The following is a 13,871-nucleotide window of genomic DNA, read 5'->3' as shown; positions in this document are numbered from 1 at the left end:
AGTTGATTGGTATATACCTATAAGAAGTTATAGGTATATACACTTCTCTTTTTTAGTATTCCCCTTTTAAACAGATATATAAACGACCTATATAATTAATATTAATTATATAGGTCGTTTATAACTTATTTATTTTCTTTTTTCTCTATATTTTTATCTTCCATTAATGGCAATTCATACTTTGCTCTTATTTTGTTTTCAATTTCTAATGCAACTTCTGGATTTTCCTTTAGATATTGCTTAGCATTTTCCCTACCTTGACCTAATCTTATATCACCATAAGAGAACCAAGCACCACTCTTTTGAACAATATTTTCTTTAACACCAACATCAACAATATTTCCTGTTCTAGAAATACCTTCATTATACATTATATCAAATTCAGCTTGTTTAAATGGAGGAGCTACTTTATTTTTCATTATCTTAACTCTTGTTCTGTTACCAACAATTTCATCACCTTGCTTTATTGAATCAATTCTTCTTACATCCATTCTTACACTTGAATAGAACTTAAGAGCTCTTCCTCCTGTAGTCGTTTCTGGATTTCCAAACATAACTCCAACTTTTTCTCTTAATTGATTTATAAAAATAACTACACATTTAGATTTATTAATAGTACCAGTTAATTTTCTTAATGCTTGAGACATTAATCTAGCTTGTAATCCAACATGAGAATCTCCCATTTCACCTTCTATTTCAGCTCTTGGAACTAAAGCTGCAACTGAGTCAACTACAAGTACATCTATAGCTCCAGATCTAACTAAAGCTTCTGCTATCTCAAGACCTTGTTCTCCAGTATCTGGTTGAGATACTATAAGATTTTCTGTATCAACTCCTACATTCCTTGCATAACTAGGATCTAAAGCATGCTCAGCATCTACGAAAGCTACTGCTCCTCCTAATTTTTGAGCTTCTGCAGCTACATGTAATGCCACTGTTGTTTTACCTGAACTTTCTGGCCCATAAATTTCTATTATTCTTCCTCTTGGAACTCCACCAATTCCTAAAGCTATATCTAAATCAAGGCAGCCAGTTGAAATTGAATCTACATTCAAAGTACTATGTTCACCTAATTTCATTATAGAACCTTTACCAAATTGTTTTTCAATTTGACTCATCGCATTCTCAATTGCTTTTAACTTATTTTCATCTATATTTGCCATAAAATAACCACCCTTTCATGAACATTTGTTCTACTATAATTAAATTATAATTTATATTTGATTTATAGTCAACATTTATTATATTTTTGCTATATTAAAAGTTCCTACTATAAAAACATAGAAGGAACCTTTCTTTAAAAATTATATCCATTTAAACTATTTTTAAACTTCTATTTCATAGAAATTACATGCTTATTTTTTACAAAATAATCAATTCCTGAAATTATTGTTATTAACACAGCTATAAACATTATAGTTTCTGGTACGTAAGTAAAGAAACTATTTAAAAAGCTGTTATTTTTTATAAAGTTTATTGCATTTGCTGATGTATTTATATTTACCTTTAATAACAATAACAATATAGCAATCATTTGTGTCACTGTTTTAATTTTTCCCCACCAACTAGCTGCAATAACTATACCATCTGATGCTGCTAGTGTTCTTAATCCTGATACCGCAAATTCTCTTGCTAGAATCACAACTACAGCCCAACCTGCTACTAATTTAAGTTCAACTAAGGAAACTAATGCAGCTGTTACTAGTAACTTATCCGCTAGTGGATCCATAAATTTACCAAAATTAGTTATTTGATTTCTACTTCTAGCTATATGTCCATCTAATTGATCAGTTATTGATGCTATAATAAATACCACAGTTGCTATTATTGATCCATATGGAATTTCTTTTACAGTTATAAAAACTAAGAAGACAGGCACTAAAAATATTCTGATCATTGTCAATTTATTTGCTAAATTCATCTAAAACCTCTCCCATTAAATCGTACTCCATAACATCATGAATCTTAACTTTTACTATATCACCTAAATTTAATGATTTTTCTTTCTTTATATAAATAAGACCATCAATCTCAGGAGCCATCTCGTAGCTTCTTCCAATGTAATATTCTCCATTATTTCCATCTATAATAGTATCATAAATATTTCCTATTTTCAATTTATTTTGGGTTTTAACTAAATTTCTTTGAACCGCCATAAGTCTGTTTTGACGTTGTAACTTAACCTCTTCATCAACTTGATAATCCATTTTTGCCGCTGGAGTATCTTCCTCTTGTGAATATGCAAACACCCCAACATTTTCAAGCTTATAATCTTCTAAGAACTTTTCTAGTTCTTCAAAATCTTCATCTGTTTCACCAGGGAATCCAACAATCAAAGAGGTTCTTAAAGCAATCCCTGGAACCTTACTTCTTAAAGTGTCAATTTTACTAATAATAGCTTCCTTATCAGTTCTTCTACCCATTTTCTTTAAAACACTACTACTTATATGTTGAATTGGTAAATCTAGATATTTAACAACTTTTTCATTTTTTGCAATTTCTTCAATTAATTCATCTGTAATTTCCTCTGGATAACAATATAATAATCTTATCCATTCAACACCTTCTATTTTAGATATTTTAGATATTAAATCATGAAGCATTCTTTTGCCATAAATATCTACTCCATAATCAGTTAAATCCTGAGCAATTAAAATTATTTCCTTAACACCATTATTAACTAACATTTTTACTTCATCTAAAATATTTTTTTCTAATCTACTTCTAAACTTCCCTCTAATTTTAGGTATTATACAATAAGTACAGAAATTATTACATCCTTCAGCAATTCTAACATATGCCGTATGTTGCTTAGTTGTTAACAATCTAATTCCTTCGTTAATTCCTTCATCACTATATGTTGCTGATGAAATTCTTTTCTGATCTTTTATAAAGTCTAATATTAATCTGTGTAATTTCATATAATCATTAACACCCATTAATATATCTATTTCAGGAATTAAATCTAATAACTCATCTCCATATCTTTGAGTTAAACATCCTGTAGCAATTAACATTTTACATTTATATTTATTTTTATATTCTGCCATCTCTAAAATTGTATCAATAGATTCCTGTTTAGCACTTTCTATGAATCCACATGTATTAACAATAATTATATCTGCTTCCTTTGCATCATTAGTTATCTCATAATGTTTATTTATAGATCCTAATATTAATTCTGAATCAACTCTATTTTTATCACAGCCCAAACTGACCATTCCAACTTTATACTTTTCCAAAATAACTTCCTCCTAAGTTCAAATAATAATATTTATTGTAATTTAACTATCTTATATTTACAAGTATTTTATACTATTGGTTATCATATATATCCTCTTTTTCAATTAATACTTGCCTTGGTTTACTTCCATCCTTTTCAGAGATAACGCCACGTTCTTCTAATTCATCCATTATTCTAGATGCTCTATTAAACCCAACTCTCAATTTCCTTTGTATAAAAGACGTTGAAGCTTGTTGGTATTCAACAACTATTTTTATAGCCTCTTCTAATAACTCATCACCCTCATTTGTTATTACAGCTTCAGTAATAACTTCATTATTTATATGATTTAATATATCTTCTGAATAATCTATATCTTCATCAGATTGTTTTATAAATTCAACTACATTTTCAACTTCTTCTTCAGAAATAAATGCACCTTGAACTCTAACTGGTTTATTTTCTCCTATAGGATAGTAAAGCATATCCCCTCTACCAAGAAGTTTTTCCGCTCCAACTTGATCTAATATAGTTCTTGAATCTGTTCCAGATGAAACAGCAAAAGAAACTCTAGAAGGAATATTAGCCTTTATAACACCTGTTATTACATCTACAGATGGTCTTTGTGTTGCTATAATTAAGTGCATACCTGCAGCTCTAGCCATTTGCGCTAATCTACAAATATAATCTTCTACATCATTTGGACATGCCATCATTAAATCTGAAAGTTCATCTACAATTACTACTATATAAGGTAATTTTTCTTGTATTTCACCTTTGTCAAAAAGCTTATTATATGATTCTATATTTTTTACCTTCATTTGAGAGAATAAATTATATCGCTTGTTCATCTCATTAACCGCCCAATTAAGAGCTCCTGCAGCTTTTTTAGGGTCTGTTACAACTGGAATTAACAAATGAGGTATTCCATTATAAACACTTAATTCTACAACTTTAGGATCTACCATAAGAAGTTTTACTTGTTCTGGAGAATACTTATATAATAAACTTATTATAAGTGAATTTATACAAACAGACTTTCCTGATCCAGTAGCCCCTGCTATTAACATATGTGGCATTTTACTTAAATCACCAACTACACATTTTCCTGTAATATCTTTTCCTAAAGCAAAAGCTAAATTTTTATTAGTATTTGTGAACTCTTTAGAATCAAGAACTTCTCTTAAAAATACAGGAGACTGCTTTTTATTAGGCACTTCAATACCAATAGCTGCTTTTCCTGGAATAGGTGCTTCCATTCTAACCCCATTTGCCGCCAAGCCTAAAGCAATATCATCTTGCAAGTTAACTATTTTAGATACTTTAACTCCTGGACTTGGTTGTAATTCAAATCTAGTAACAGAAGGGCCTTTAGTAACTTGTACTACTTTAGCTTCTACTCCAAAGTTAGAAAGAGTTTCTTCTAATTTATTTGCATTTTCAATTAAATCTTTTTTATCTTCATTCTTTAATTTTAGTTTAGAATTTATATTTAATAAATCCATACTAGGAAATAAGTAATCTTTCTTTGTAGTTTCACCTATTTCATTTATTGAGTGTTCTATCTCCTTACTTACAACATCTTTATCTTCATGAGATAAATTTTTACTATTCTTTTTCAAAGTATTAATTTCACTATCAACAGTGCTATTTTTAGTATAGTCTTCAGTGTCATCTAAATTAAAGTTTTGAAGAGGATTTACATCCTGCAACTCTGAATTTCTCATAAAATCAAGAATTTGTATTTTATTATTTATCCCCTTAATAAATTCATCTTTTTCATTTTTTCCATCAGGTACTATAACTTCAATAGTATCATTATTAACACTTTTTTCTCTCTTCTTTCTAATATTCTCTATTTTAACGTCACTTTTAGAGAAACCAACTCCTATAAACCCAGCTATCATCTTTTTGATTTTTACATATATATCATATAAAGTTATATCCATTAATAATATCATACCTATTAAAAATAAAGTACTATATAATATATAACTTCCTATATATCCTATTAACTTTGATAATGGATATGTAATTAGAAAACCCAAAAATCCACCATGAAGAGAATAATTATTTGAAAAATTCAATTTTTTAATCAGTTCTAAAAAACCTTCATTATTATATGCAGATCCACTCATAAATTGAATTGACATAGTGCTACAAAACAACCATACAACTATAGCAAGTACTGTAACACTAAAAAATCTTCTAGAATATTTTATTGTTCCCTTAGATCTTATTGTATCTATCCCAAAATAAACAAGATATAGGGGTATAAGGTATACTATAACTCCAAACATACTATACATTGTTTTTCTAGATATTACTGATAAAACTCCTGCTAAATCTGTATAAGTGGAAAATGCCAATAGTATTCCTATGGCTATATACAATACTGCTTTAACATCACCTTTTTTCTCAACAGATTCACTGCCTTTCTTTTTTGTATTTCTTTTTTTACTCCCTGTTCCCATCAAATCACCTCTATATAAAAAACATCATTTTTAGCAAACTTTATTATATTATAGCTTATAAATATTTTAAACATATTTCAAATAAAAAAGAAACTCCTTAATTGGAATTTCTTTTTATTTTGCCTTATTTTTCTTTCTCTTGATCATTTCTTATAAGCTCATCTAATTTATCTAGGGCATCTTTTATTCCACCAACATTATCTATTAATCCACACTCTACTGCCTGATCTCCAATTAAAATAGTTCCCATATCATTTAATAACTCATCTGATTTCAACATCATTCTTTCTAATTCATCCTTATCTATTTTAGATGTTCTAACAATAAAGTTATTTATGCGCTCTTGCATCTTCTTAAAATAATGAAATGTTTGTGCTACTCCAATTACAAACCCGTTCATTCTAACAGGATGAACTATCATAGTTGCCGATGGAGTAATAAATGAATAATCTGCCGAAGTTGCTAGAGGAACTCCTATAGAATGTCCTCCACCAATTACAATAGAAACTGTTGGTTTTGATAAAGAACATATCATTTCCGCAATAGCTAATCCTGCTTCAACATCTCCACCTACTGTATTTAATATAATTAATATTCCCTTTATCTTATCATTTTGCTCCATAGAAATTAATTGCGGTATTATATGTTCATATTTTGTAGCTTTAGTTTGTGGTGGTAAAACTACATGACCTTCAATTTGGCCAATTATCGGTAAAATCTGAATACTTTGATCAGGTCCTGTCATATTATTAGTTCCGAGTTCCTTTATTTCAGAAACCTTTGCTTGTTCCTTTTTTAATTTTTCATCTTCATTACTCTCTACCTTTTCATCTTCATTTATACTATCACATTTTAACTCTTTATAAATATTTTTTTCATAAGTTTCTTTATTCATGTCATTTCTTCCTCCATTTGTAATATTTAATATACTTTATAATAAACATTAGCCTCTAACATCTAGAACAATAGCATAAAGTATTTTTCCATTTTTATATGTACCTTCAACTCCAACTACTATTTTTTTATCTAATTGTGGAACTTTTATGGTACCTCTTTTCATTTCCAATTCTTTAATTTCATCATCCCAAATATAAGCTTTAACTTTAATAGGTTTCTCACTAAATTCAAAATTTATTACTTCTCCAGTTCTAACTTTCAAAGAAGGTTTCTTTAAAAGTGTTTGGTAATCATCAAAATTAGTTTTATCAAGTTCACTTTCCGTATTCCCATCTTCTATAATAAAATGATATGAGCATAAATACTTAGTTGAATGTTTACCTCTCAATCTTACTATTAATGATGGTATATATTCATTTTCTTTACTCTCACTTTTTTTCTTTTCATTTGCATCATTCTTTTCTAAGTTTTCCTTTTCTTGATTTTCAGATTCACCCAATCCTTCTCTCTTCTCCTGTTCTTTCTTTCTAATTTCTTCTAATCTTTGTTGATCTATTTGCCTCCTTTCCTCTTTCAATTCCCTTTTTAACTCTTCTAAAGTTTTGTATGGCTCATTTTCTGTTTTTTCGTTTTGTTCTGCACTTTCATCGGGTTCTGCATATGCCATATTACAATTCAAAGATATTAGCATAACTAATATTAAGCTAAATATAAATATATTTTTTCGCATCTAACAACACCTCTAGAGTTTCTTTCTAAAATAGTTTTCCCATAATCATATAAATAAATTTATAATTAATTAAAAAAGTGCACCAAAAATTTGATACACTTTTTGGTACACTAAGCTATAAATTACCAGCAACCGCCACCGAAGAATAATAATAAAATTATCCACCAAGCCCAGCCACCGCCGCAATTACCAAAGCCACCGCAATTGCCGAAGCCGCCGCAATTACCAAAACCACCACAATTACCGAAACCTCCACAGCCACCGCAATTATTAAAACCTCCACAACCGCAATTATTAAAATTGCAAGGATTACAACAAGTACAGCAACAATTGTTTCGGCAGCAATTGTTTCTTCTACAACACTTCTTTGACATGTTTCCCATCTCCTATCATTGGTACTTTAATATATAGTATTCAATTTTACTTTTTTATGTTCCCTAATCTAAATATAATTCTTTATAATTAGACATCATTTATTTTTTTTGTTATTATAATCATATATGGTAATCTAAGGAGTGATACATGTATGAATACCAATAGAAATAGACTTATAGCACCTAGAAATGTTGTAAACACAAAAATGTTATATTCATTTTATATATTAAAGGAATTATCAAAAGGAGAAGTTATATTTGGTAATAAAGTATTAGAGGCATTTAAAGATGTATTTCAAAATTCAAATTTACCTTTTCCAGTATCATCAAGTACAATTTATGAAACCTTATACGATCTTGAAAGCAAGGGCTATGTAATAAGTAAGTGGACAGGTGATGATTTTTTAAATAAACGAAGCAAAAAAATTTATTCTATTACAGACGAAGGCGTTTATTATTATAAACATCATATAGCAGATTACATAGATAACTTGAAAAAAACTAAAAATACTTTAGATTTAATGATTGAAATGTTAAATTAAAGCAAAAGATGATGAGTTATATTCATCATCTTTTTATTTCACCTCCTATATTACAAATTTCATCTAAAGATCTAAGGATATTTCTATACCCCTCCTTCATTAAACAATCGCTATATAATTCTTTATAACTAATATCATCAATATTTTTAGATAAAATCTTAAGATAATTATCACCATAAATCTTCTCCAATACCATTTTATAAGAATTTCTTATAGCAATATTATCTAATGAATTACTTTTTAAATAGAATTCCACCATTTTAGAACACTCTTCTAAAACACCGTATAATTGGTATATATAACTTAATTCTCTTAAAGAATACTCATCACATAAAGATGCAACTATTTTATGATACTCTTTATAAATAGGTATAGAACTATAAAAACTATACTTTTCCTCCGTCTGCAAATATCTTATACTTTGATAAATCGCATTACAAAAATCTAGTCTAATAATATTTGCATTAATATATTTTTCTTCGCATCTACACTGCTGTTGGTAATTTAAATTTTCTTGTTGGATTCTTTTTTGCTCATTTAGTGAAAATTTACTTATAAACCAACTACAAATAGCTCCAATTACCGAACCTAATATTAATCCTCCAGCTGATATTAAAGCAGTAACAAGTGCAATAGGCAAAAAACTCACTCCTCACTTATAGTATTAATATTAGTATTATCATTATCACATAAAATATTATTTTTATAACTTTATATCTATTTTTAAACTTTTGCATAATATATTTATTAATAATAAATTTATAGGAGAGATTATATTGTCATTTGCAATGAATAATTACACCAACTCATCATATATAAAAAGGATTTTGTTAGAAAAATGTATTAAAAGCAATAATAAATTAATCCTATACTTTTCACCTAACGATTATGAAAACTTAAACTTTTCAATGATAATTATTAAAAACACTAAAAATAGAGAGGAATTTATTTGCCCATTCATAAAAGAATTCCCAAATACAATAACACTTGATTTAAACTCTCTTTGTTCTTACTTTACAGATTATGAAGGTTCTATTTTTATAAACACTCAAAATAAAGTAAATGATATTATCTTAATCCCAATATTGTCTGAAAAAACCATAATAAACCTTGAAAATAATTTAAATAGTTCAAATTTTAAATGGTTCATAAGAGTTTTAGATAATGGCGAACTACGTCTATCTAGTATAGTTAATAGAAAACGCTAGGATTCACCCCTAGCGTTTTTTTATTAAATTTATTTTGTATTTATAGATTGATTAAAAGTTAACTTCAATTCATATAGCTCATCTTTTAATTTACTAATAATATTATTTGCCTCCCTTAACTCTTTAGCATTTTTTTCTTCACATTCCCTTAATGCTTTATTCTTTTCATTATTAATTCTCGTTATTTCATCTGATTTTTCTAGTAAAATATCTTGTATTTTATTATTCAACTCAGTGCTATATACTTTATATTCATACTTTTCCTTTCTTAGCTCTGCAATTTCAGAAATATATCTTTCATTATCGCTCTTTAGATATTCAAATTTTTGAAACTCTATTTTAGACTCAGATAACTGTAACTCTAATAATTTTATCTTTTCTCTTAGTTCACTATTCTCTTCCTTAACTACTTTCTCCTCTTTAGATATATCAGAAAGTGATGCTATATGTAATTGTAGATTTTCAATAACTTTAGACTTTTCATTTAACTCTTTTTCAACAGTAGTTAACGCTAAGTTAACTCTAGTGAAACTTTCTTTAGTTTCTTCCAATTCCCTACCTTTATTTTTAAATTCTATTTCATTTTCTTTTATCTTTTTGCTTAAAGAACTGTTTTCCTCTTGTAATAAAGCTATAACTCTATCCTTTTTCTTTATTTCACCTTTCATTTTTTCTATACATTTATCTTCTATATATGCAGCCATATCTAAAGAGTTAACAAAACACCCCTTTATAGACTCCATAAGAAAATTAAATCTGTCAATTTCACCTTTTCTATCTGCAAATTTATCGTTACTTTCAACTTTAAAAACCTCATATTGATTTAACAATGCTACTACCATACTTTCTGCATCATCAAAACTTGCTTGAAGTGAATTTAATCTTTCTTTTGTAGATTTTTTTAGCTTTAATCCCTTAGTTTCTATCTTATCTTTATCTTCCTTAGTAAAATCAAAAGAATTCACTTCATTCTCTAAATCTTTTTTACTACTATTTTCAATCATTATTTCTTGATTTTCATTAATTTTGTCATTATTTTTCATACTCTTAAATCCTCCTTCACTTCAACTTAGTTAACTAAAGTCAACTAAGTTAACTTTAGTTAACTTTTGCTATAATTATAACATATAAAAAGTTCGAATTCTATAAAAAAATAGCAATATTATTTTATAAAAAAACTGCGCACATTCCCGAATGTGCGCAGTTTTTTATAAAACCCTTGATTTTAAGCCGTTTTACTGATATAATTAATTTATGAAAATACAAAACACGCAGTTTAAAAATATAAAATACGCAGTTTTATTTTGAGTCAAAATCCATTTATACACGAAAGGAAATTTTAAATGAATTTAAATGATGAAATGATAGATATGATGAAATTCTACGAATTTTATAAACAAATGAAAGCATATGAAAAAAATAATGGGTTTACCGAAAAATCTAAAGAAAATCTTATCAAAACAGAGGGAGCAAATAATATTTCTAAAAAAACAGCTCAAAAAACAGATGGAGAAATTTTAAAAAATAAAAAATTATATAAAAATGATGAAAATATAAAAGAAGAGGGTAAAAAAAAGAATTATAAAGCAACAAGACCCTTAGAGGTGGAAGAATATGAAACTATAATAAAACTATGTAAGGAAGGTTTTACTTATTTAGATAAAAATACAGGGAGAGAAAAAAAGTTTAGGCCAAATCCATCGTTAGCTTTTGCATTAGCACTTCAAGCAACATTAGGATTTAGAGCTTCAGATATAGTTAATTTAAAGGTTTCAGATTTTAATAGAAGTAAATTTGCTATTAAGGAGATAAAAACTGGTAAATGGCAAAATAGAGATTTAAATGATACAATGTATAATAAATTATTAGAATATGCAGTTAATAATAATCTAGATAAAGATGATTACATTTATCCCAATAAAGTAAGAAATATGCAACAACAATTAAAGATAATCACTGACTATTTAGGTTATAAAAATATTGGTACTCATTCATTTAGAAAGCTTTTTGCTCATACACTATATGAAGAATCAGGACATGATATAGAATTAGTTAGACATGTATTAAATCACTCCGATATAAAAACAACTATGAGATATTTAGGTGTAAGTATGAAGAAGTTAAAAGAAATGAGTAATAAAATAGATTTCTCTTATGCCTTATAAAACAGAGGGAGCAATTTTATAATTATATGAAGAGAGTAGATAGATTTGTTTTTTTACACAAATCTATCTACTCTCTCTCATTAACCTCTAATTAATTTTCTTGATATTTAATATCCTTTATTACTTTAGACATAGCAAAAGCCAAATCATTTCCTTTTATATTATCTCTAATAAATAAAAAGTGCTTTTTATCAGTATTTATTTCTATTAGTTCTTCATTTTTATTAGATCTTACCGAAAACTCTTTTAAATCATCCAACAATATCTTTTCAATATTTCTTGTTTCTTCAGCATATCCAAGACTTGCATGTCCTTTATATTCTAAATAAAGAATATCTTTAGTTAATATTAAGTACACTGTATCTGCAACATCTCCCCCTGCAGCAGTCAAAAGATTACCTACAAAATTAGTAACAACATCTTTTTTAGTTGCTATTTTTTTAACTATTATTTTCATTAAAATATCTTCATCTTTTAAATTTAATTTAAACATATAACCCCCCCTAAAACATATTTAAATATTACCTCTTCTTAATATTTCCCTTGCCCTATATATAGAATCTTTAGAGTTATACCAAGGTTCACTACTATATCTATAATCAAATTTTTTAATTATATCACATAAATAAACCTTGCTAATTTTTATAATTATAAACAAAACTGGATTATATCTAAGTTTATAAGATATTGACTCACCTCTCACCTTTATTATATATGTATATTATAAAAAATGAAAGCATTTCTTATTTACCTAAGCTGGCACTTATAAAAATACTTTCATTTATCTTATCTTATTTTATTTATATTGTCCTTTTAATAACTCTATTTCATTTTTATATCCATCTAATTCATTAGGAGTTTCTAAGAAAAATGGTAAATGTCTAAGCTTTGGATGATTAATTATTCTACTTATTCCTTCAAGACCTAATGTTCCTTCACCAATTTTTTCATGTCTATCTTTATGACTCTTAAAAGGATTTTTACTATCATTTAAATGTATAGCCTTTAATCTATCTAATCCTATTATTCTATCAAACTCTTCTAGAACATTATCTAAATCATTTACTATATCATATCCAGCATCATAAACATGACATGTATCTAAACATACACCTAAATGATCCTTTAACTCTACTCTTTCAATAATTTGTGCTATTTCTTCAAAACTTCTTCCTATTTCTGTACCTTTTCCAGCCATTGTTTCAAGTAAAACAGTAGTTGTTTGATCAGGTTTTAATACTGTATTTAACATTTCTACAATATAATCTATTCCAACGTCAACACCTTGTTTAACATGACTACCTGGATGGAAATTATATAAGTTATTAGGTAGATATTCCATTCTAATTAAATCATCTGCCATCATTTCAGTAGCAAATTTTCTTGTATTTTCATCTGCCGAGCATCCATTTAAAGTATATGGAGCATGTGCTAGTATTTTTACAAAATTATTTTCTTTCATTATTTCTAAAAGATCATTAATATCTTTTTCATCTATATCTTTAGCCTTTCCACCTCTAGGATTACGAGTAAAAAATTGAAAAGTATTAGCTCCAATAGATAAAGCTTCCTTTCCCATATTTTTAAATCCTTTCGTAGTAGATAGGTGACATCCTATGTTTAACATTTGTAAACCTCCAATATTATATATTTATACTAAATGAAATTTTAAATTTTTAATTTAGTAAATTCAAATTACAACTATGATTTCATATGAGTAAAATGTTTCCGTAATCTAAATATACTACAATATTAGAATGCTATCAATAGATAATAATTATTATTAAATAACTTATTCCCATCTTATTTCTTCATTTAATATTACAATCATAAACTCTTCTATTGAATTATATCCATAATCATAAGCTAAATTCCTTAGCATGTATTTTTCATCTTCATCTATTTCTAATAATATTTCTGTTTTATATTGATCATATATTTTTTCTTTTATTCTTTTTTCAATTTTATTTTTCTCTTTAATATCAAAATAAAATCCATAAATTATTATAAAACTATAAATAACAATAAATAACTTATGTAATATACTAACGCTTATAAAGTCCATATTTCTTATTCCTCATAGTTTTCAATCCAAGGATTATATATACATATCTGTTTTATATATTCAGTTATACTTTTATTATCTTTTATAGCTTTATCTCTAATTCTTCTCTCATCATTTCTTGATAATTTTAAAATTATAGTTTCTGTTCTATTCCCCATAAATCCCCACCCCTTTAATGAGATTCTAATTTTAT

At 27.0% G+C, this 13,871-nt stretch carries 16 protein-coding genes; 3 read left to right on the top strand and 13 right to left on the bottom strand.

Going from position 1 to position 13,871, the window contains the following annotated elements; translation table 11 throughout:
* Nucleotides 1-125: 125 nt before the first annotated feature.
* From recA to Q0Y03_RS09800, 6 genes are all read right to left on the bottom strand, one after another.
* The gene (gene recA, locus Q0Y03_RS09825; protein WP_133016864.1) at nt 126-1,163 is read right to left on the bottom strand and encodes a recombinase RecA; all 1,038 of its coding nucleotides are present in this window, start codon (nt 1,161-1,163) and stop codon (nt 126-128) included.
* Between the two features lie 170 nt (nt 1,164-1,333).
* A complete protein-coding gene (gene pgsA / locus Q0Y03_RS09820; RefSeq protein WP_297713648.1) occupies nt 1,334-1,921 on the bottom strand; it encodes a CDP-diacylglycerol--glycerol-3-phosphate 3-phosphatidyltransferase in 588 nt (195 codons plus the stop codon).
* Entirely contained in the window at nt 1,905-3,242 is a 1,338-nt protein-coding gene (gene rimO / locus Q0Y03_RS09815) for a 30S ribosomal protein S12 methylthiotransferase RimO (RefSeq protein WP_297713647.1), read from the bottom strand. The genes pgsA and rimO overlap by 17 nt, the downstream gene beginning before the upstream one ends.
* A gap of 73 nt (nt 3,243-3,315) precedes the next feature.
* Nucleotides 3,316-5,697 carry a DNA translocase FtsK gene (locus tag Q0Y03_RS09810; RefSeq protein WP_297713645.1) on the bottom strand — a complete coding sequence of 794 codons (2,382 nt, stop codon included), beginning with the start codon at nt 5,695-5,697 and terminating at the stop codon, nt 3,316-3,318.
* A 124-nt stretch (nt 5,698-5,821) separates the two neighbouring features.
* Complete coding sequence (locus Q0Y03_RS09805) at nt 5,822-6,592, bottom strand: ATP-dependent Clp protease proteolytic subunit (RefSeq protein WP_297713644.1); 771 nt, start codon at nt 6,590-6,592, stop codon at nt 5,822-5,824.
* 48 nt (nt 6,593-6,640) lie between these two features.
* On the bottom strand, nt 6,641-7,324 hold the full coding sequence (locus tag Q0Y03_RS09800; RefSeq protein ID WP_297713643.1) for a hypothetical protein: 684 nt from the start codon (nt 7,322-7,324) through the stop codon (nt 6,641-6,643).
* A gap of 526 nt (nt 7,325-7,850) precedes the next feature.
* Between Q0Y03_RS09800 and Q0Y03_RS09795 the strand changes: the two genes are divergently transcribed.
* The gene (locus Q0Y03_RS09795) at nt 7,851-8,240 is read left to right on the top strand and encodes a PadR family transcriptional regulator (protein ID WP_297713642.1); all 390 of its coding nucleotides are present in this window, start codon (nt 7,851-7,853) and stop codon (nt 8,238-8,240) included.
* A 25-nt stretch (nt 8,241-8,265) separates the two neighbouring features.
* On the opposite strand, the gene Q0Y03_RS09790 is transcribed toward Q0Y03_RS09795, so the two are convergent.
* Entirely contained in the window at nt 8,266-8,880 is a 615-nt protein-coding gene (locus Q0Y03_RS09790; RefSeq protein WP_297713641.1) for a hypothetical protein, read from the bottom strand.
* 136 nt (nt 8,881-9,016) lie between these two features.
* Here Q0Y03_RS09790 and Q0Y03_RS09785 point away from each other — a divergent pair, with 136 nt between their 5' ends.
* Nucleotides 9,017-9,448, top strand: coding sequence for a hypothetical protein (locus Q0Y03_RS09785; RefSeq protein WP_297713640.1), 432 nt, complete (start codon nt 9,017-9,019; stop codon nt 9,446-9,448).
* Between the two features lie 29 nt (nt 9,449-9,477).
* Here the strand turns inward: Q0Y03_RS09785 and Q0Y03_RS09780 are convergent, their stop codons facing one another.
* A complete protein-coding gene (locus Q0Y03_RS09780; protein WP_297713639.1) occupies nt 9,478-10,491 on the bottom strand; it encodes a hypothetical protein in 1,014 nt (337 codons plus the stop codon).
* Nucleotides 10,492-10,791: 300 nt separating this feature from the next.
* Between Q0Y03_RS09780 and Q0Y03_RS09775 the strand changes: the two genes are divergently transcribed.
* On the top strand, nt 10,792-11,613 hold the full coding sequence (locus tag Q0Y03_RS09775; protein ID WP_297713638.1) for a tyrosine-type recombinase/integrase: 822 nt from the start codon (nt 10,792-10,794) through the stop codon (nt 11,611-11,613).
* 91 nt (nt 11,614-11,704) lie between these two features.
* Here the strand turns inward: Q0Y03_RS09775 and Q0Y03_RS09770 are convergent, their stop codons facing one another.
* The 5 genes from Q0Y03_RS09770 to Q0Y03_RS09755 all read right to left on the bottom strand — a co-directional run bounded on the left by Q0Y03_RS09770 (nt 11,705) and on the right by Q0Y03_RS09755 (nt 13,836).
* Nucleotides 11,705-12,106: a hypothetical protein gene (locus Q0Y03_RS09770; RefSeq protein ID WP_297713637.1), complete on the bottom strand. Its 402-nt coding sequence runs from the start codon at nt 12,104-12,106 to the stop codon at nt 11,705-11,707.
* Between the two features lie 21 nt (nt 12,107-12,127).
* Nucleotides 12,128-12,316, bottom strand: coding sequence for a DUF6062 family protein (locus Q0Y03_RS15560; RefSeq protein ID WP_363318735.1), 189 nt, complete (start codon nt 12,314-12,316; stop codon nt 12,128-12,130).
* A 93-nt stretch (nt 12,317-12,409) separates the two neighbouring features.
* The gene (locus Q0Y03_RS09765) at nt 12,410-13,240 is read right to left on the bottom strand and encodes a deoxyribonuclease IV (protein WP_297713636.1); all 831 of its coding nucleotides are present in this window, start codon (nt 13,238-13,240) and stop codon (nt 12,410-12,412) included.
* A 165-nt stretch (nt 13,241-13,405) separates the two neighbouring features.
* Complete coding sequence (locus tag Q0Y03_RS09760; protein ID WP_297713635.1) at nt 13,406-13,678, bottom strand: hypothetical protein; 273 nt, start codon at nt 13,676-13,678, stop codon at nt 13,406-13,408.
* A 5-nt stretch (nt 13,679-13,683) separates the two neighbouring features.
* Nucleotides 13,684-13,836 carry a hypothetical protein gene (locus Q0Y03_RS09755; RefSeq protein WP_297713634.1) on the bottom strand — a complete coding sequence of 51 codons (153 nt, stop codon included), beginning with the start codon at nt 13,834-13,836 and terminating at the stop codon, nt 13,684-13,686.
* Nucleotides 13,837-13,871 lie beyond the last annotated feature (35 nt).

Origin of the sequence: Clostridium sp., from assembly GCF_026168755.1 — a bacterium.
GTDB lineage: Bacteria > Bacillota > Clostridia > Clostridiales > Clostridiaceae > Clostridium.
This window is presented reverse-complemented; position numbering and strand designations above follow the sequence as displayed.